Here is a 19623-nt window from a genome sequence, read left to right on the forward strand (position 1 = left end):
CTGACCGGAGGTGTGCATTGAACGAGACCGGAGCAGCGCCAGTCAGGAAGCCGACACTGCGGGACGAGCAGAAGCGGCTGACGCGCCGACGCCTTCTCGACTGCGCGCGAGACCTGTTCGCCGCGAACGGCTACGCCGCAGTGAAGATCGAGGACATCGCGTCCGCAGCCGGCTGCAGCCGGGCCACGTTCTATCTGCACTTCACCGGCAAGACCGACATCTTGCGCAAGATCGGATCCGAGTCGATGGACCCACGCGCCGCGTCGGTCTACGCCGACCTCGACGACGTCCTCGGGACCGGGTCGCGGGCCGAGTTCACCCGCTGGGTCGAGCGCGCCATCGACTGGTTCGACCGCAATCGCGCGATCCTGCCCGCGTGGGACGAGGCCCTCGTCCTCGAGCCGGACTTCCGGGAACCTGCCCGGGAGGCCATCGCGGCACTACCGGACGCGATGCCGTCCTACCTCGCACGCTGGGGCAGCGCCCGGGAGCGCGAGGCGCGGGTCCGGATCGAACTCCTCGTCACGCAACTCGAACGGTTCTTCACCCGCTGGGCCGTGCAGGGCACGATCGAGATCCCCCGCGACCAGGCCGCGGAGGTCCTCACCGACATCTGGTACCCCGCCCTCACCCCGCCGGCGAGCTGACGACCGTCGGACGCCCCGCGCCGACGGCGGCGGCTACGTGCCGAAGCGTCGGTGCCGGGCGGCGTAGTCGCGCAGCGCGCGCAGGAAGTCGACGCGCCGGAACTCGGGCCAGTACGCCTCAGTGAACCAGATCTCCGAGTACGCGCTCTGCCACAGCAGGAAGCCGGACAGCCGCTGCTCCCCCGACGTCCGGATCACCAGGTCCGGATCGGGCTGGCCCGACGTGTACAGGTGCCCGTCGATACCTTCGACGCTCATCGCCTTGACGAGGTCGTCGCCGGTCAGCCCTGCGGCCAGCTTGTCGCGCAGCAGGGACTGGACGGCGTCGGCGATCTCCTGCCGGCCGCCGTACCCGACCGCGACGTTGACGTGGGTGCCCGTGCGGCCACGGGTGCCCTCGGCGGCTTCCCGCAGCCGCCGCGCCTGATCCTCCGGCAGCAGGTCGAGCGTGCCGACGATCTTCACACTCCAGTTCTTGCCCGGCCCGGAGATCTCCTCGACCACCTCGGTGATGATCTCGAGCAGCGTGTCGAGCTCCTCGGGCTCGCGCCGCAGGTTCTCGGTGGACAGCAGGTAGATGGTGGCCATCTCGATCCCGGCCGCGTCGCACCAGCGCAGCAGTTCCGCGATCTTGCGCGCGCCCATCCGATGACCATGGCTGACGTCGGTGAATCCGTTCTCACGCGCCCACCGGCGGTTGCCGTCGCACATCACCGCCACATGGCGCGGATGCTGTAAACCGTCGAGACGGCGCAGGAGCCGTCGCTCGTAGATGCTGTACAGCAGGCCGCGCAACTTCACCTGGACATCACCACGGGATCAAAGACTACGCCGCGAACCTGCGGTGCCCGCGCCGAGCACCCGAGTGTCGCGAACGCCTCAGTACCGACCCCCTTCCAGGTTACGGTACCGTAGGTTACTGTTGCGTAGCTTTTGCGGAGACTGTCCCATGGAGCGGAACGACAGACAGGGCACGACATGACGGCACTCGGACTCGACGACCTCCCGGTCAAGCCCCGCATGCGCGGGTGGATCCATGCGTGGTCACTGGTGGTCGCCATCCTCGCGAGCGCCGTCCTGGTATCGCTCGCCTTCACCGCCGAAGGGCCGCGCGCCGGAATCGCCACCCTCGTCTACGGCGTCACCGTCTGCGGCCTGTTCGCGGTGAGCACGACGTACCACCGGATCCACTGGCACACGGTTCGCGCCCGGACGTGGATGAAACGCGCCGACCACTCGATGATCTTCCTGTTCATCGCCGGCAGCTACACCCCGTTCGGACTGCTGGCACTGCCACCGCACACCGGCGCCGTCCTACTGACCGTCGTGTGGTGCGGCGCGCTTGCGGGCGTCGCACTGAAGATGCTCTGGCCCACCGCTCCTCGCTGGGTCGGGGTCCCGCTGTATCTCCTGCTCGGCTGGGCGATCGTCCCGGTGGCCGGCGAACTCGTCGACCAGGCCGGCGTGGCACCGATGGTCCTGCTGGCCGTCGGCGGCGTCCTCTACAGCGCCGGCGCGGTCCTCTACGCCACCAAGTGGCCCAACCCGTGGCCGCAGACTTTCGGGCACCACGAGTTCTTCCACGCCGCAACAGCGGTCGCGGCTCTGTGCCACTTCGTCGCGGTCTGCCTGGTGGTGTTCGGGTAGGCCCGAGCAACGCAAAACGGACCCGCCGGGCGAGTCGGTCTGCCTACCCTGTTCTGATCCGACGCGGGAGGAACAGTGTGACAACGACCGAAGGTACGGTGGGTGACGTCACCCGACTGGCCCCACAGGATGCCGACTTCGTCTATCACGAGCGCGAGCACCACATCTCGAACTCGACGGGCATCTACCTCTTCGACACGACGGCCGAGACCACGTCGATCACACAGGCCGAGGCCATCGATTGGATGCGTCCGCGTCTCGGCTACAGCGGAGTATTCACCCGCCGGCTCCGGCACGTACCGTTCGCTCTCGACTATCCCTGTTGGGTTCCCGACCCCACCCTCGACCTCTCGAAGCACGTGATCGTCGAACGCGTCGACGGCCCAGGATGGGATGCGCTGCGCCACCACATCGCGCGGTTCTCCGGCAAGCCGCTGGATCTCACCCGCCCGCCGTGGCAGTTGCATTTCCTCACCGACGTCACCGGCATCGACGGCCTGCCCGACCGCATGACGGTCGCGGTTCTGCGCTGCCACCACAGCTCCGGGGACGGTCTCGCGGCACGCGACCTGGCGTTGCGTATCTTCGGCCGCGCGGGCGATCACCCACCTGTTCCCCGACCGACGGCGAAGTGGTCCACGACCGCCGAATTCGTCCGAGCCGTCGGCCGATTGTCCCGGCAGTGGCGTGCCTTCCGCCGAGGACTCACCGAGTCCGGAGAAGGAGCACGCCGGGTTGCCGAGCAGATCCGATCCGGCGCGATCGCTCCGGCGCCTCCGCGGCGCCCCGCGACTCGCTTCAACACGGCCATCACCTCGGACCTCACTTTCGACGTCGTGAGCTTCTCACCGAGCGACATCCGCACCGTTCGATCCGCCGTCGAGGGCGCGACCTTCAACGACGTTCTGCTGGCGACGATTTCCGGCGCACTCGCCGGCTACCTCGCGGAGAAGGACGAGACACCGCCGAGTTCCCTCGCAGCACTGGTGCCGATGTCGCTGCGCGGCACCCGTCCGGGGGTGGCGGACCATCCGGACGGGAACCGCGCGAACCACTTGGCGCTGATGGCGGTGGACCTCCATACGGACATCGACGACCCGATCCAGCGACTGCGCGCCATCCACACTTCGGTCCGCGCCGAGAAGGATCGGCACCGCAATCCCGACGTCCAGGCGGCCGCTTCGAGAATCGACACATCGCCTGCTTGGCTGCTGAGGCTCGTCATACGACTGCAGAACCTGCGCAATCGGTCCGACGACACTGTCGAAGCAGTCAACACGATGGTCAGCAACATCCCGTGGACCGGCGAGGACCTCGTCCTCGGAAATGCGCCCCTGGTGCGAAGCTTCGGCATTCTGGGAATCATCGACAGGGTCGGTTTGAGGCACCTGATCGTGTCCCATCACGACGACGAAATCGAGATCTCGTTCTGTGCCGACGCTGCAATGATGCCGGACACCGATCGCTACAAGGTTCTCCTCACGCAGTCATTCCGCGCACTGGTGAAATCCGCTGATCGCGCCGTGACCTCGGATATCGCCGGACGTTCCTCTGATTCCCGAGAAGTTTCGCGAAACCGACCCATCCGCCCGTGATCCGTTGTTACCGTTCAGTCGGATCACAGGCAATCAGCCCGTGATACGCGGAAACCGGTGTGTCATCCGAACCGCCTGTGCGGGATTCGGCGCCGGGTACACATGACGTCCTGAGGAGGCATAAATGGGTTCACTCGAAGGGGTTCTCGGAGCGATCTTGGGAAATGAAGGGCTCGGCTCGCTCATGGCTGACGGCCTGCTCCCGGCGTTCCTCGGCTCGGCTCAGACGAGCATCACGGACGCGCTGGCGTCGCTGGGTGAACTCGTCAACATCGGCTTCGGCTCGATCGACAGCTTCTCGGCCGCCCCGACGCCGTAGTACTCCGAGCTCACAGTTCACGATCGAGCACCGTAGTCGGCCGGAATTCGTCTCGCGCCCCGACCCACACGGTCCGCCGATCACTCAGATCCGCGACATCTAAGGAGAATCATGGGATCCATCTACGAAGCCCTCGGAGTTGTGACCGGGAGCGTGAGTGCACAGATCGCGAAGGGCATCAATGCCCTCTTCACGCTGAGCGGCTACCCCGGCGGAATGCCGAAGTAGCAAATCCGGACGCACCGCAATCGGGCCTCGCGCAATTGATTTGCGCGGGTCCCGTTTGCGTTTGGCGCCTCGGTCTACTCAGCCCTGGCACTCGTGCGCGCCCGCGCCCGCGCCCACCGACCTCGTGCACCGCAGGCTCGGCGCACCTGAACAGCCTGCCCCGAAGGACATCGAGAATGACGAGCCTCGGAACATTCCGACGACGCAGCACGTCCACCCACCTCCGTCGCGCCGCGTGCACCCTCGCCGCGACAACTGCATTGACCACGATGTCGATTTCCGCCGCTCCGTTCACACTCGCCGAGACACCCTCTCAGAGCACCCGAGCGTCGATAGTCGAGACGATCGACGTCACCGATCGTCTCCTTCTCCTTCAGGTCACTTCAGCGGCCATGGGTCGCGACGTACCTGTGAACGTGATCGTCCCGGCGGACCGCTCCGAAGCGCGGGGTGTCTACTACCTGCTCGACGGCAACTCCGGTCAGGTCGACACCACCAACTGGCTCGATCCGCGCCGGGGCAATGCCGAAGAGTTCTTTGCGGACAAGAACGCCTACGTCGTCATGCCCGTCGGGGGAACAGGCAGCCTCTACTCCGACTGGGAGACCGACCACCCGAAGTTCGGCAAGACGAAGTGGGAGACGTTCCTGACCGAGGAACTGCCCTCGGTCATCGACGCGCAGTTCGCTACCAATGGACGTAACGTGATCGGCGGAATCTCCTCCGGTGCGCAGGGCGCACTGATGTTGGCGTCGAGGACGCCCGACCTGTACACCGGCGCAGTCGGTTACAGCGGTTGCTATCTCACCGAGGGCCCCCTCGGCCGTGCGCTCACCGATCTGGTCGTGCTGAACGGCATGGCCAACTCCGAGATGATGTGGGGTCCGGAGGGCAGCGAGGCATGGCGTGAGCACGACCTCTTCCGCAATGCGTCCGCCCTCGCAGGCAAGAAGATCTATCTCTCCTCCGGCAACGGCCTACCCGGACCACACGAATCACTGAATCACCAAGGCATCGCGCAGACCCTCATCGTGGGTGGACTTCTCGAAGCCGGCTCGAACCTGTGCACCGATCAACTTGCGCAGGCACTTCGGGACGCCGGTGTCGACGTCACCCGCAGCGCACAGCCCGTCGGCGTCCACGCGTGGCCGTACTGGCGCGACGAACTCGGCCGCTCGTGGCCCACCATCGAAGCAGCCCTCCGGTAGCACTCGGTCGACGAAGCGGTCGTGCCCGCAACGACTTCGGGCACATGGACTCTTGCGGTCACCTTATCGCTGTCGAACGTTCGACCAATGTGAAACAGGCTGCGGAGAGATACCGGCGGGAATCAGCCGCGTTGACGAAGGGGCAGGAAACGTCAGAGACGACGCGCGAAGAACCGCCGAAGGTACGTGAGGGATTCGCACCACGGTCCGGTTTCACGAATATCTGAAATCGCCACAAAAGATACCAACCGATTGCTAGCGTCTCACCCGTCACGGGTCGGACGACTCGCGGACAGATCGCGCACCGCTCGAGCAGTGGGCGCCCACCGCACTACGCAAGGAGACTCACATGGGATCGCTCGAAGGCCTGTTCGCCAATTCCTCGGCCGCGCTCGAGGACCTGTTCGACACCATCACCGGCTCGGTCGAGGGCATCTTCGGCATCTTCGGCAGCTGAGCCCGATTCGGTACCGGGGCAGTCGGGTTCATTCCTGAACCTGCGGCGCCCGCGCTCCTCCACGGAGCACCCCACCATATTTCGCAGGCCCGGCTCACTCCCCGGCCCGCCCTGTCTTGGAGGTACACCATGGACTTCGGTTCTCTCACCGCCGCGATCGGCATCCCGTTCGGCAGTGCCGATCTCGTTCTCGCCGGCATCATCGACTCGTTCGACTACGTGCTGTCCGGTATCACTGCCGTCGCCGGCAACGTGCTGAGCAGCTTCGGCTCCTGAGCGACTGATTCGAGTTCGGCCCGTTCGGCATCGCCGAACGGGCCGAACTCATCTCTCGATCTGCGCGCGCAGATCCTCCGGGTCCGTCACCGGCCGATCACACACGAACCCCCGGCACACGTAGGCGGTGGGCGCCCCGTCGATCTGCGGCCGGTCCGCCAGCAGCGGCGTGGAATCCGCTCGCCCTGCCACCACCACAGCGCCGCCGGGCGCGAGAACCCGCGCCTGCATGGACAGCTCGGACGGCGCGTCCTCGGACACCGCGATCTGCAGGGGTCCGCGAACGAACGCGTCGGCGACGGCCAGCCAGTGCCCGGCGGATCGCGGTGCACGTTGCAGGGCCATCGAGGCACGATTCAGCGAGTCCGCGGCGGCAGCCGCGTACCTCGCCGACCGGTCCGCGTCCACCAGCGACGACGCCGTGAGCAGTGCCTCCGTCGTCACCGATGCCCCGGAGGGCGTCGCGCCGTCCAACGGATCGCGGGGCCTGGCCACCAGCGTCTCGGCGTCGTCGGCGGTGTCGAACCAGCTTCCCGGCTCGTCGGGGTCGGCGAAGTGGTCGATGGCGGTGTCCAGCAATCCTGTTGCCGCCTCCAGCCACTCGGCCGCACCGGTTACCTGGTGCAGCGTCGACAATCCTGTCGCCAGGGCGCCGTAGTCCTCGAGAATCCCGGCCGGCTCCCCCACCGTCCCACCGAGCGACGCGCGCCGCAGCCGTCCGTCCACCAGGTGCGTCGACAGCACCATGTGCGCGCATTCCTCGGCGACCTCGACCCAGTCGGCACGACCGAGCGCGGCCCCGGCCTCGGCGAGCGCGGTGATCGCCAGTCCGTTCCAGGCCGTGACGACCTTGTCGTCCCGCGCCGGCTGCGGACGCCGGGTTCGCGCGGCGAGTAGCCGTGAACGGACGTCGGCCAGCCGATCCGCGTCCAGCGGATCGGCGGGCAACTGCAGCACCGACGTGCCGCGCTCGAAGGTTCCGGTGTCAGTGACCGCGAACGTCTCGGCAGCCCACCGCCCGTCGTCGTCTCCGACGACGTCGGCGATCTGCTGCGGCGTCCACGCGTAGGTGAGGCCTTCCTCGCCGTCGGTGTCCGCGTCGAGTGCGGAGGCGAACGCCCCTGCCGCGGTGCGAAGGTCGCGCAGAAGGAAGTCGACGGTTTCCTCCGTCACGCGGCGTGCGAGCGCCGAACCGGTCCGACGGGCGAGGTGCGCATAGAACCGCACCAGCAAAGCGTTGTCGTAGAGCATCTTCTCGAAGTGCGGCACCACCCACTGGGTGTCCACCGAGTAGCGGGCGAAGCCGCCACCGAGCTGGTCGTAGATGCCCCCGCGGGCCATCGCCTCCGCGGTGCGCTCGACCGCCCGCAGGGTCGGTCCGGCCGACGTCCGCTCGTAGGACCGCAGCAGTCCTTCCAGCAGCATCGACGGCGGGAACTTGGGCGCCCCGCCGAACCCGCCGTGATCGCGGTCCTCGTCGCGCAGCACGTTCGCAACGGCACCCGACAGCAGCGGGACGTCGATCGGCGCCCCACCCGCGGGCAGGGCGCCGCTGCTGCGACGCAGCTCCGCCACCACAGACGCGGCTGCGTCGTCCACATCACCGCGACGACTCCGCCACGTGTCGGTGACTGCGTGGAGCAGCTGCACGAACGACGGCATCCCGCCGCGCGGTTCCCGCGGGTAGTACGTACCGCAGTAGAACGGCGCACCGTCCGGGGTGAGGAAGCACGTCATGGGCCAGCCGCCCTGCCCCGTCATCGCGACCGTGGCGTTCATGTAGACGGCGTCGAGGTCGGGCCGCTCCTCGCGGTCGACCTTGATGCACACGAAGTGCTCGTTCATCACGGCCGCCGTCGCGTCGTCCTCGAACGACTCGTGCGCCATGACATGGCACCAGTGGCAGGCCGCATAGCCGATGGACAGCAGGACCGGCACGTCCCGCTCGCGCGCCCACGCCAGCGCGTCCGGTCCCCACTGGTGCCAGTGGACCGGGTTGTCGGCGTGCTGCCGCAGATACGGGCTGGTCGCCTCGCCGAGCGTGTTGCGCTCACGTCCCCCCGGCGAAGTCACGACGCCCCCTAGCTCGCCGGCTTCGCGGGCGGGTCCTGCTCGGTCCGCGAATCCTGCGTCCTGTGCTCGGCCCTCTGCTTCGGCTCGGTGACCTCGGCGATCGTGGCGACCCCCAGATCGGTTCCCTCGTCCGCCGCCTGATCCGCCTCGGGGTGCTCGGGCTGGAACGTGTCCGGGAGCTTCTTGAGCTGCTTGTTCATCGAACGAATCAACAGGACCGTGCCGACCAGGAGCGCAACGACGAGCACCAGCCCGAGCGGTGACGCCTTGCCGAACTCGGGCCCCTGCGGGCTGCTCGGGGTGCTCGTGCCCTGGGCGAGGATCTCCCACGCCAACGTCGTCATCACTGCTTCTCATCCTTCACGATGCCCGCGAACAGGTCGTTCTCCGGTATTGCGGTGTGTACCCGGGTCTTGGCCAACTCGAACTCCTCGGTCGGCCAGATCTTCTGCTGGATGTCGAGCGGCACCGCGAAGAAGGACCCGTTGGGGTCGATCTGGGTCGCGTGGGCACGCAGGGCGTCGTCCCGCTGCGGGAAGTAGTCGCCGCACTCGATCTGCGTGGTGACCCGCGCCATGAGGTCACCCTGCTCGGTCTTCCACTTCTTCAACCACTCGGCCATCGGGAAGTCCTCGCCGCGTCGCTCGTACTCCTCCTGGAACTGGACCAGACGCTTCCGGATGAATCCGTGCGAGTAGTAGACCTTCTGCACCTCCCACGGCGCACCGGCGTCCGGGAACTGCTCCGGATCGGCGGCCGCGTCGTACGCGGCCATCGACACCTCGTGGCACTTGATGTGGTCCGGGTGCGGGTAGCCGCCGTTCTCGTCGTACGTGGTCATCACGTGCGGGCGGAACTCGCGGATCACCTTCACCAGCGCCTCGGTGGGCACTTCGAGAGGCTCGAGCGCAAAGCAACCCTCGGGCAGCGGCGGCTTGGGGTCGCCCTCCGGCAGTCCGGAGTCGACGAATCCGAGCCACGTCTGCCGCACCCCGAGGATGCGGGCGGCCTCGGCCATCTCCTCCTGCCGCACCTCGCTCATCCGCTCCCGGATGCCCGGCACGTCCATCGCCGGGTTGAGGATGTCGCCACGCTCACCACCGGTGAGGGTCACCACGAGAACCTCGTTGCCCTCCGCGGCGTAGCGAGCCATCGTCGCAGCGCCCTTGCTCGACTCGTCGTCGGGATGGGCATGAACGGCCATGAGTCGGAATCCGCTCACGTGTGTCTTCACCTCAGCTTCGCGTGTCACTGTCGTGGCGTGTCACCTGCAGTGTCCGACCGCTACCACTCGCGGGGCGCAGTCGTCCTTCCCCTATAGTTCCACCTGGCACATACGACCGTCTGTCGTACCCCCGCTACGCGCGGTAAACGGCGACTCCGACGGCCGCACACAGCCCCCTTGACCGACGGCGCGAGAGCAGAGTGATGAGCAGTACCCCCTCCCCGGATCGCTACGGAACCGCCCGACGCCGGTCGGGTCCGCTCCCCTGGGGCAAGCTGCTGCTCACCGGCCTCGTGGTGCTCGCCGGCATCGGAATCGCGTACATCGGCTACACCAAGTTCGCGGTCAAGGACGTCGAGGGCAAGCAGATCGCATTCGACATCGTCGACGACCGGACGATGAACATCCAGTTCACCGTGACGCGCGACAACCCGTCCGAGCCCGCGGTCTGCATCATCCGGACCCGGTCCAAGGACGGCTCGGAGACCGGCCGCCGCGAGGTGTACGTCGCTCCGTCCGACTCGGACACCGTCGAGATCACCGCCCCCGTGTACGCATCCAAGCCGCCCGCTATGGGCGATCTGTACGGATGCAGTACGAACGTTCCGGACTACCTTCGCGCGGGCTGAGCGGACGGCCGATCGGCCGTTGTTCCGATCGGCCGAAAACCCTCATCGTGCTAAAATGAGTCGATACACGGTTCCACTCGGAGCCGTGTATTGCTGCATTGACGGCAGGACGAGTCTGCTCACGCGGTGGGCGTACCCGGGGGATTTCGCCACGGACTAGAGCCGGCCTGACCGTTGATCGTTGCTGTTCGCAGCGATCTGCCGAGGGAGTCCACCCGGACTTCGACTACAAGGGAGTGATCGAGAATGACCGAGACCCAGGTGACCTGGCTTACTCAGGAGTCTCACGACAGGCTCAAGAATGAGCTCGACCAGCTCATCGCCAATCGTCCGGTCATTGCCGCCGAGATCAACGAGCGTCGCGAAGAGGGCGACCTCAAGGAGAACGGTGGCTACCATGCTGCGCGCGAGGAGCAGGGCCAGCAGGAGGCGCGTATCCGCCAGCTGCAGGAGCTGCTGAACAACGCCAAGGTCGGCGAGGCGCCCACGCAGTCCGGCGTCGCGCTGCCCGGGTCCGTCGTCAAGGTCTACTACGACGGCGACGAGTCCGACACCGAGACGTTCCTGATCGCGACCCGTGAAGAGGGCGCCCGCGACAACAAGCTCGAGGTCTACTCCCCCAACTCGCCGCTCGGTGGAGCCCTGCTCAACGCCAAGGTCGGCGAGACCCGCGAGTACACCCTGCCCAACGGCAGCCTGATGAAGGTCACGCTCATCAGCGCGGAGCCGTACCACGGCTGATCCCGCCTCGAACGTCCCCGAACCCCGGCCGAGCATCCGCTCGGACCGGGGTTCGGCTGTTCTCGGGACCGGTCAGTTCAGCACGTCGACGACGTCCTCGGGTTCGACGTCGTCGGCCGTCAGCACGGCGAGGACCGCGTCCAGTCGGTCGGGGTCGACCTGTTCGACGCCGCCGAGGATCTGCGTCCGCTCACCGGTCGGCACGACGCGGGCGCACAGCAACTCCCCGACCGCGCGAGCCCCGTCGTCGACCGTGGCCGTCTCGTCGGTGGCGAGATCCCGCAGCGTCGCGGTCGAACCGTCCACGGACACCACTTCGTGCACCGACCGCCGCACCCGCAGCCAGCGGTCGGCCAGTTCCCGTTCGTCCGCCGGCAGCAGGACCCCGCGCCGGGCGACGAACAGGCGGAACAGGCCGCCCTCGAACAGCGCGGTGTCGATCACGAGGGGCTCGTCGAACGCGCGGGCAACGGCGTCCTCGTCGTCCCAGTGCGCGGCCCGACGCTGCGCCAGCCCCAGAACCAGATCGAACAGCACCGTCGACTGCGCGTACAGCGTCGCCTTCTCGTACAGCCAGGAGGCACGGTCGTCGAGCGTGGCGTCGGCCTTGCCGAGGTGACACACCTTGTACTTACGCCCCGACCCGCACCAGCACTTGTCGTTACGGCCGAGTTCGGGGTGCTCGGCGGGCGCGAAACGAGTCAGCACGTCGTACAGCCGTTCGTCCCGGCCGCCGTCGATCCGGCCCAGCAGTGACAGTCCCCGTTGTGCGTCGCCGCGGTCGGACGCGATCTGCGCCAGTTCGAACAGTGCCGGCGTCCACTCCTCGTCCATCGCCGCGGCGTCCGCGAAGTGACGTTCGGCCTCGAGCACGTCGCCGAGGGTGTCCGCGGCCATCCCGGCCAGCCAGTGACCCGACGCCTTGGCTCGCCGCGGTCCCGCACCCACCACCGCCGACGCCGTCGTGTACAGCGCGGGGATGTAATCGTCCTCGACCGCGTTGACCAGATCCAGCACCGCGGCAGCCGCCGCCGGATCCTCCAATCCCGCAACGGAGTCCGCGTCCTCACCCACCCGCGCCAGAACCTCCGGGAGATCGAGCTCGTCGTCGTGCACGATGCCGACCAGTTGAACGAACGACACCACCGCGCTCGCCTCGTCCGGGTGCAGCTCGTGCTCTCGCGCCACCATCGCGATGTGCGCGGCGAGGTGGTGTGCATCGAAATCGAAACCGCGCGCAGCGATGTAGTCGCCCTCGCACTCGTAGCCGGCGGCCTCGATCAGCTCGCCGAGCGGCATCGTCGGCGTGGCGCAGAGGGCGTCGTCGTCCGCAAGCAGCTGCCAGGCAACGGTTTCCAGATTGTCCGCGTTGTCCGCGCCGACGATCCGGTCGAGCCGATCGGCCATGTCGGGTACGTCGGCCACATCACCGCCGGCCGACGACAATTCGAGTGATCCGCCGGCGCCGACCGTCACCGCGATCAGATCGCCGGACGAAAATCCTTGCAGCGCTTCGGTTCCGAACAGCAGCACGGGCCCGTCCGGGAAGTGCTCGTCCGCGATCCCCAGCGCCGCCAGCTCGTCGGCGTCGTAGTCCGGGAAGAGAACACGGACCGATTCGTCGGCCCGTCCCAGCGCCGACATCACGACCGGGGCCAGGTCGGGATCGGCGTGCAGCAACCCCGACTCGATCTCACCGCCCGACAGCCGGTGGGTGAACACCCGCCCCTCCAGCAGCGTGTCGAGGACCGCGTTGCGGCCGTCGGCGAGCAGCACCACCGAGGGATGGTCCAACAGTTCGACGAACTCGGTCATCTCCGGCAGCGAGCCGTGCCCGGCGTCGACGAGCCGCTGCGCCCAGTCCTCGCCGGTCGACGGGCCGGAGGCACGCAGGTCCGCGATGGCAGCGGTGGTCAGGTCACGGGGATCGGGCGTCGCACTCACCTCGTGATTTTAGGCCAGTACGCGGCGCGCCTTCATTCCGTCGAAGACCGGGCCGACCTTGACCACGTCGCCGAAGGTCGGCGCGTGCACCATCATGCCGTTGCCCATGTAGATGCCGACGTGCCCGGGACCGCCGGCCTGCCAGTTGCCGAAGACCAGATCGCCGGGCTGCGCGGCGGCCATCGGAATCTCCGTTCCGACACCCCACTGGGTCTCCGACGTCCGCGGCAGCACGACCTTGCCGCCACTGGCAGCGAAGATCGCATACGACGTGAGGCCCGAGCAGTCGAAACCGCCCGCCGTCGGACCGCTGATGTTGCCACCACCCCACACGTACGGAAGGCCCAGGTACCGCATCGCGAGCTGGACGATCGCGCCACCGATGCCGGTTGTCGGCAGGTTGATGTCGAGGTTGAAATTCGCGAACGGCGAGAGCAACTGCTCGAACTGTCCCTCCGACGCCCGGATCTTCTGGATGTACGGGCCGCTCTGGTCGGCCGCGTCGTCGACGCCCGACGGGACCCCGCCAGCCTTGCGCACCGCGCGGGCGCCCGCGTTGAAGGCCGCCAACGCGAGGTCGAGGGTGTCACCTTGGACGAGCCCCTCGTTCTTCCAGGCTTCGACCTGAGCGTAGTTGTCGCACAACATGTGTCCGGCCGCCATGACGGAGTCGGCGACGCCCAGGATGTCGGCGTTGCCGTCCCCATCGGCGTCCTTGCCGTACTTGGCCCACTCACTCGGCATGAACTTGGCGGGTCCACGCCCTCCTGCGAGCGACACCGGCGCAGTGGGGCCGTACCGGAAGTCGTTCTCCACGGAGAACAGGGCCGCGAGCGTGGGCGCCTTCACGCCGCCACAGATCTCGCCGGCCTGCCGCAGCCACGGGGCGAACACAGCGATCGCGCCGACCTGACCGAAATTCGTGGTGGGCAGGATCGCCGGCAGCGTCGGCAGCGTGAGACTACCGACGCCGGGCAGAGTGATCGCGGGAGCCGTGTCCGCAACCGCGACCGGAGCGGACACGACGGGAGCGGGAGCGGGCGCAGCCGCCACCGGCGGGGCCGGCTCGGGCGCAGCGGCTTCCGGGGTGGGGGCCTCCGTGGGGGACGCCTCCGGTACAGCAGGCTTCGGGGCTTCGAGAGCGGGGATGGCCCGCACGAGATCGCTGGCCGCCTGCTGCCGCATGTCCGGCGGGAGCAGCGCGACGATGCTGTTCACCGGCTCCACGAGCTGCGGCGCGGACTGCAGCGCGGCCGGTACCGGTTGTGTTTCGGGAGCCTGATCGGGAGTTGCATTCGCCACTGCCGGGAACGCGACACCTGTTACTGCTGCGACAGCCACGATGGCGGCTGCGGGCTCCCATGTCATACACCGCTCCTGGGGTCGTACTTGATCCGAGGACTCACGGTAACGGGCAAACCGACTGCCGGGGGTGGGATTCAGGAAACCCTCAGCGTTTCGCGCACTTGTCGTCGACCGGTGTTCACCGGACGCGACGACAAGTGCGCGAAACGCGGGAGTGGGGCCGGATCAGCCGAGCGCCTGCTCGACGTCGGCGAGCAGGTCGGCGGCGTCCTCGATGCCCACCGACAGACGCACCAGATCCTCGGGAACCTCGAGCGCGGACCCGGCCGTGGACGCATGCGTCATCGCGCCCGGGTGCTCGATCAACGACTCGACACCGCCGAGCGACTCGGCGAGCGTGAAGATCTGTGTGCGCGCGCAGAAGTCGAGCGCGGCCTGCCGGCCGCCCTTCAGGCGCACCGAGATCATGCCGCCGAACCGGCGCATCTGCTTGGCCGCCACGGCATGCCCCGGATGCGACTCGAGGCCCGGGTAGATGACCTGAGCGATCGCGGAGTGCCCGGTCAGCAGGTCGACGATCTTCTCGGCGTTGTCGCTGTGCCGCTCCATACGCAGCGCGAGCGTCTTGATGCCACGCATCGTGAGGAAAGCGTCGAACGGACCCGGCACCGCGCCGGCGCCGTTCTGCAGGAACGCGAACTTGGTGTCGAGCTCCTCGTCGTTCGTCACGAGCGCACCACCGACGACGTCGGAGTGGCCACCGATGTACTTGGTCGTCGAGTGCAGCGCGATGTCGGCACCCAACTGCAGCGGCTGCTGCAGGTACGGCGAAGCGAACGTGTTGTCCACCACCAGCTTCGCGCCGGCGGCCTGCGCCACCTCGGAGATCGCCGCGATGTCACCGACGTTGAGCAGTGGGTTCGTCGGCGTCTCGACCCACACCAGCTTGGTGTTCGGCCGGATCGCGGCGCGAACGGCATCGACGTCGGACACCGCGGCCGGCGTGTACTCGATTCCCCACTGCGTGAAGACCTTGTCGATCAGTCGGAACGTGCCGCCGTAGGCGTCGTTCGGGATCACCAGGTGGTCGCCGGGGCGCAGCAGCGACCGCAGCACGCAGTCCGTCGCTGCCATACCCGAGCCGAACGCCCGGCCGAACGTGCCCGATTCGAGCGCCGCGAGGTTGGCTTCGAGCGGACGACGCGTCGGGTTGCCCGTGCGCGCGTACTCGAACCCGCCGCGCATGCCGCCGACACCGTCCTGCGCGAACGTGGAACTGGCGTAGATCGGGACGTTGACCGCACCGGTCTGCGGATCCGGCTCGTAACCGGCGTGAATGGCCCTGGTGGAGAAACCGCTGGAAATTCCCTGCTCACTCATGGCGCCCAGCCTAGCGACCGGCGACCGGGGGCCGTCGGTTCAGCCCGCGATCGTCTGCCCGACAGCCACCCGAAACGACGAGTTCCCGGTGGGCATCCACCGGGAACGCGTCAGGGTTCGGGCAATCAGGCTCCCGCGCTGAGGAACCCGAGCAGGTCGTGGCGGGTGATGACACCGACGGGCTTGCCGTCGTCGACGACCATGAGCGCGTCGGTTTCGCCGAGAGCCTTGGTGGCCGACGACACCGGCTCCTGTGCACCGATCAGCGGGAACGGCTTGCTCATGTGCTTCTCGACCGGATCGGCGAGTGCCGCGCGGCCCTCGAATACCGCGCTCAGCAGGTCGCGCTCGGACACGCTGCCCGCGACCTCGCCCGCCATGACCGGCGGTTCGGCGCCGACGACCGGCATCTGGGAGACGCCGTACTCGCGCAGGATCTCGATCGCGTCACGCAGCGTCTCGGACGGGTGCGTGTGTACCAGGTCGGGCAGTTCACCGGACTTGCCGCGCAGCACGTCCCCGACGGTGGGCTCGGTGGTGTCGCCGTCGAGCGGCGTGCGCAGGAAGCCGTACGACGCCATCCACTCGTCGTTGAAGATCTTCGACAGGTACCCGCGTCCGCCGTCGGGCAGCAGCACCACGACGACGGCGTCGGGATCACGCTCGGCCACCTCGAGCGCCGCGACGACGGCCATGCCGCACGAGCCGCCGACCAGCAGGCCCTCCTCGCGGGCCAGGCGCCGGGTCATCTCGAAGGAATCGGCGTCCGAGACGGCGATGATCTCGTCGGGCACGGACGGGTCGTAGGCGGAGGGCCAGAAGTCCTCGCCGACACCCTCGACCAGATACGGCCGACCGGTGCCACCCGAGTAGACCGAGCCTTCCGGGTCGGCGCCGATGATCTTGACCTTGCCGCCCGAGATCTCCTTGAGGTAGCGGCCGGTACCGGTGATGGTGCCGCCCGTACCGACGCCGGCGACGAAGTGCGTCACCTTGCCCTCGGTGTCCCGCCAGATCTCGGGCCCGGTGGTCTCGTAATGACTGTCCGGTCCGCCCGGATTCGCGTACTGGTTGGGCTTCCAGGCGCCCGGGATCTCCTTCACCAGACGGTCGGAGACGTTGTAGTAGCTGTCCGGGTGCTCGGGCGCCACCGCGGTGGGGCACACCACGACCTCGGCGCCGTACGCCCGCAGGACGTTTCGCTTGTCCTCGCTGACCTTGTCGGGGCACACGAACACGCACTTGTAGCCGCGCTTCTGTGCCACCAGGGCCAGTCCGACGCCGGTGTTGCCGGACGTGGGCTCGACGATGGTGCCGCCGGGCTTCAGCTCGCCCGACGCCTCGGCGGCGTCGATCATCTTGACCGCGATGCGGTCCTTCGAGCTGCCGCCCGGGTTGAGGTACTCGACCTTCGCCGCGACCAGGCCGGAATTCGCGCCGACGACCGAGGACAGCTTGACCAGAGGTGTGTTGCCGATGAGATCGACGACATGATCCGCGATGCGCATGCCCCCATGTTTCCAGATCGAATTCGGACACGTCTCGTGAAGGGGGCATTACCTGCGCCGACAGGTTCCCGGACACCGCTCCACCGAGGCGCGAGACGACTAGATTCAAAGGTCCGACACACTCGCGGAGGGTGAGTCCGATGGATCGGTGGCGGACGGCGGCGAGAGCGGGGACGGCTGCCCTGCTCGCGGGCTCCGGCGCGGGTACGGCGTCGTGGGCGGCGTACACGTACCTGGTGTGGCAGGCAGGGCTCGCGCGAGGACAGATCGTCCCCACCCGCCGGTGGCCCCCGCAGGCGGACGGAATCTACACGCCGGGGTCCGCGCAGCCGGAACGCTGGCGTCACGGCTCCGACGTCGACCTGCACCTGATGGTCTTCGGCGACTCGACCGCGGCTGGACTCGGCTGCGACGTCGCCGCAGAAGTTCCCGGCGTCCTGCTGGCCCGTGATCTCGCCGAGCGCACGGGAGCGCGGGTTCGACTGAGCACCAAGGCGATCTCGGGTGCCACGTCGCGCGGGCTGGTCGGCCAGGTCGACGCGATGTTCGTCGCGGGGCCCGCGCCCGACGCGGCAGTGATCATGATCGGCGCCAACGACGTCACGACCGGGATGTCGTTGCCCGGGTCCGCCCGTCGGCTGGGCCGCGTGGTGTCCCGCCTGCGTGACGCCGGTGTCGTCGTGGTCGTCGGTACGTGCCCCGACCTGGGGGTGATCACCGCGATCCCGCAGCCCCTGCGGGTGCTCGCCCACAGCTGGGGCATGCAGCTGGCGAGACTGCAGGCGGCGGCCACGCGGGCAGCCGGCGGGCACCCCGTCCCCCTCGGCCGTCTACTCGCGGCGCGCTTCCTGGAGGACCCTGCGACGATGCTGTCCGACGACCGCTACCACCCGTCCGCCGCGGGCTATCGCCTGGCCGCGGATCGCCTGGCTCCGGCCCTGATGCGGGCTCTCGCTGAGTGGGACGGGCCTTCGTCACGCGGCGGGCCCGGACGCGCTCCCGAAATCGACCGGTTCCCCCAGGTTACGACGGCGACACCCCCCGCGAACGTGCTGTGGGAGCGGCTGTGGGGCCCGTTCGGGAGACGGCAAGGTGGTGATGCCGCGCGGGCAACGTAAGTTCAAGGGCGAAGAGACCAACGTACGAAGGAGTTTCCATGCCCGAGGCAGTCATTGTCTCCGTTGCCCGCTCGCCCATCGGCCGCGCCGTCAAGGGCTCGCTGGCCAGCATGCGCCCGGACGATCTGGCAGCTCAGATGGTTGCCGCCGCGATCGCCAAGGTCCCCGAGCTCGATCCCGCCGACATCGACGACCTGATGCTGGGCTGCGGTCTGCCCGGCGGCAAGGCCGGCTTCAACATGGGCCGCATCGTCGCCATCAAGCTCGGGTACGACACCCTGCCCGGCACCACGATCACCCGCTACTGCTCGTCGTCGCTGCAGACCACCCGTATGGCGCTGCACGCGATCAAGGCCGGCGAGGGTGACGTGTTCATCTCCGCCGGTGTCGAGTCGGTGTCGAGCTTCGCGGCCGGCAACTCGGACTCGCTGCCCGACACGAAGAACCCGTTCTTCGCCGAGGCCATGGAGCGCACCGCCGTCGCCGCGCAGGGTGGCGTGCAGTGGAGCGATCCGCGCGAGAACGGCATCGTCCCCGACGCCTACATCGCGATGGGCCAGACCGCCGAGAACGTCGCGCAGCTGACCGGCATCAGCCGCGAGGACCAGGACCACTGGGGCGTCCGTTCGCAGAACCGCGCCGAGGAGGCCATCAAGTCCGGCTTCTTCGAGCGCGAGATCACCCCGGTCACGCTGGCCGACGGCACCGTCGTCAGCACCGACGACGGCCCGCGCGCCGGCGTCACCTACGAGGCCGTCAGCCAGCTGAAGCCGGTCTTCCGTCCCGACGGCACCATCAACGCCGGCAACTGCTGCCCGCTGAACGACGGTGCTGCCGCGCTGGTCATCATGAGCGACACCAAGGCCAAGGAGCTGGGCCTGACCCCGCTCGCGCGCGTCGTCTCCACCGGCGTCTCCGGCCTGTCCCCCGAGATCATGGGCCTGGGCCCGATCGAGGCGACCAAGAAGGCCCTCGCGCTCGCCGGCAAGTCGATCAGCGACATCGACCTGTTCGAGATCAACGAGGCCTTCGCGGTGCAGGTGCTGGGCTCGGCCCGCGCGCTGAACATCGACGAGGACAAGCTGAACGTCTCCGGTGGCTCCATTGCCGTCGGCCACCCGTTCGGCATGACCGGCGCCCGCATCACCGCGACGCTGATCAACAACCTGCAGACGCAGGACAAGCAGTTCGGCGTCGAGACCATGTGCGTCGGCGGCGGCCAGGGCATGGCGATGGTGCTCGAGCGCCTGAGCTGATTCTCGGCTGAGCCGCGAACGGGCGGTTACTGCGTACGGCTTCCGGCCGTTGCCGCAGTAACCGCCC

The 19623-nt window shown here is 68.1% G+C and carries 18 protein-coding genes; 10 read left to right on the plus strand and 8 right to left on the minus strand.

From position 1 onward, the window contains the following. Positions 1-17 precede the first annotated feature (17 nt). Complete coding sequence (locus PSS76_RS10825; RefSeq protein ID WP_005514641.1) at positions 18-647, plus strand: TetR/AcrR family transcriptional regulator; 630 nt, start codon at positions 18-20, stop codon at positions 645-647. A gap of 33 nt (positions 648-680) precedes the next feature. Here the strand turns inward: PSS76_RS10825 and PSS76_RS10830 are convergent, their stop codons facing one another. Then, entirely contained in the window at positions 681-1448 is a 768-nt protein-coding gene (locus PSS76_RS10830; RefSeq protein WP_005514642.1) for an isoprenyl transferase, read from the minus strand. Between the two features lie 177 nt (positions 1449-1625). On the opposite strand from PSS76_RS10830, the gene trhA reads away from it, so the two are divergent. The 5 genes from trhA (at position 1626) to PSS76_RS10855 (ending at position 6377) form a co-directional block, all read left to right on the plus strand. Further along, the gene (gene trhA / locus PSS76_RS10835) at positions 1626-2294 is read left to right on the plus strand and encodes a PAQR family membrane homeostasis protein TrhA (RefSeq protein WP_005514643.1); all 669 of its coding nucleotides are present in this window, start codon (positions 1626-1628) and stop codon (positions 2292-2294) included. A gap of 77 nt (positions 2295-2371) precedes the next feature. Further along, positions 2372-3889 carry a wax ester/triacylglycerol synthase domain-containing protein gene (locus tag PSS76_RS10840; RefSeq protein ID WP_013415289.1) on the plus strand — a complete coding sequence of 506 codons (1518 nt, stop codon included), beginning with the start codon at positions 2372-2374 and terminating at the stop codon, positions 3887-3889. A 124-nt stretch (positions 3890-4013) separates the two neighbouring features. Further along, positions 4014-4208: a hypothetical protein gene (locus tag PSS76_RS10845; RefSeq protein WP_041674000.1), complete on the plus strand. Its 195-nt coding sequence runs from the start codon at positions 4014-4016 to the stop codon at positions 4206-4208. A gap of 404 nt (positions 4209-4612) precedes the next feature. Continuing rightward, entirely contained in the window at positions 4613-5644 is a 1032-nt protein-coding gene (locus PSS76_RS10850) for an alpha/beta hydrolase (protein ID WP_084968189.1), read from the plus strand. Positions 5645-6230: 586 nt separating this feature from the next. Then, entirely contained in the window at positions 6231-6377 is a 147-nt protein-coding gene (locus PSS76_RS10855) for a hypothetical protein (RefSeq protein ID WP_337456193.1), read from the plus strand. A gap of 48 nt (positions 6378-6425) precedes the next feature. On the opposite strand, the gene PSS76_RS10860 is transcribed toward PSS76_RS10855, so the two are convergent. From PSS76_RS10860 to mca, 3 genes are read right to left on the minus strand one after another with little or no spacing between them, the layout of a single operon-like run. Continuing rightward, complete coding sequence (locus PSS76_RS10860) at positions 6426-8450, minus strand: thioredoxin domain-containing protein (protein ID WP_337456194.1); 2025 nt, start codon at positions 8448-8450, stop codon at positions 6426-6428. An 8-nt stretch (positions 8451-8458) separates the two neighbouring features. Continuing rightward, positions 8459-8794: a hypothetical protein gene (locus PSS76_RS10865; protein ID WP_005514650.1), complete on the minus strand. Its 336-nt coding sequence runs from the start codon at positions 8792-8794 to the stop codon at positions 8459-8461. After that, a complete protein-coding gene (mca, locus tag PSS76_RS10870) occupies positions 8794-9672 on the minus strand; it encodes a mycothiol conjugate amidase Mca (protein ID WP_005514651.1) in 879 nt (292 codons plus the stop codon). The genes PSS76_RS10865 and mca overlap by 1 nt, the downstream gene beginning before the upstream one ends. 206 nt (positions 9673-9878) lie before the next feature. Here mca and PSS76_RS10875 point away from each other — a divergent pair, with 206 nt between their 5' ends. Together PSS76_RS10875 and greA are read left to right on the plus strand one after the other, a co-directional pair. Further along, a complete protein-coding gene (locus tag PSS76_RS10875; protein WP_005514652.1) occupies positions 9879-10304 on the plus strand; it encodes a DUF4307 domain-containing protein in 426 nt (141 codons plus the stop codon). A 246-nt stretch (positions 10305-10550) separates the two neighbouring features. Continuing rightward, on the plus strand, positions 10551-11045 hold the full coding sequence (gene greA / locus PSS76_RS10880; protein ID WP_005514653.1) for a transcription elongation factor GreA: 495 nt from the start codon (positions 10551-10553) through the stop codon (positions 11043-11045). Between the two features lie 72 nt (positions 11046-11117). Here the strand turns inward: greA and PSS76_RS10885 are convergent, their stop codons facing one another. From PSS76_RS10885 to PSS76_RS10900, 4 genes are all read right to left on the minus strand, one after another. After that, positions 11118-12989 (minus strand): SEC-C domain-containing protein, encoded by a 1872-nt coding sequence (locus PSS76_RS10885; RefSeq protein ID WP_084844568.1) that lies wholly within the window; start codon positions 12987-12989, stop codon positions 11118-11120. Between the two features lie 9 nt (positions 12990-12998). Next, positions 12999-14357 carry a C40 family peptidase gene (locus tag PSS76_RS10890; protein WP_013415281.1) on the minus strand — a complete coding sequence of 453 codons (1359 nt, stop codon included), beginning with the start codon at positions 14355-14357 and terminating at the stop codon, positions 12999-13001. A 162-nt stretch (positions 14358-14519) separates the two neighbouring features. Further along, positions 14520-15674, minus strand: a complete 1155-nt coding sequence (locus PSS76_RS10895) for a cystathionine gamma-synthase (RefSeq protein WP_013415280.1) — start codon at positions 15672-15674, stop codon at positions 14520-14522. Positions 15675-15799: 125 nt separating this feature from the next. Continuing rightward, entirely contained in the window at positions 15800-17182 is a 1383-nt protein-coding gene (locus PSS76_RS10900; RefSeq protein ID WP_005514658.1) for a cystathionine beta-synthase, read from the minus strand. A 140-nt stretch (positions 17183-17322) separates the two neighbouring features. On the opposite strand from PSS76_RS10900, the gene PSS76_RS10905 reads away from it, so the two are divergent. Together PSS76_RS10905 and PSS76_RS10910 are read left to right on the plus strand one after the other, a co-directional pair. Next, positions 17323-18300 carry an SGNH/GDSL hydrolase family protein gene (locus PSS76_RS10905; RefSeq protein ID WP_081121331.1) on the plus strand — a complete coding sequence of 326 codons (978 nt, stop codon included), beginning with the start codon at positions 17323-17325 and terminating at the stop codon, positions 18298-18300. A gap of 38 nt (positions 18301-18338) precedes the next feature. Then, positions 18339-19556 (plus strand): acetyl-CoA C-acetyltransferase, encoded by a 1218-nt coding sequence (locus tag PSS76_RS10910; protein WP_005514661.1) that lies wholly within the window; start codon positions 18339-18341, stop codon positions 19554-19556. Positions 19557-19623 lie beyond the last annotated feature (67 nt).

It is taken from the genome of Prescottella sp. D32 (assembly GCF_037287305.1).
Classification (GTDB): Bacteria; Actinomycetota; Actinomycetes; order Mycobacteriales; family Mycobacteriaceae; genus Prescottella; species Prescottella equi.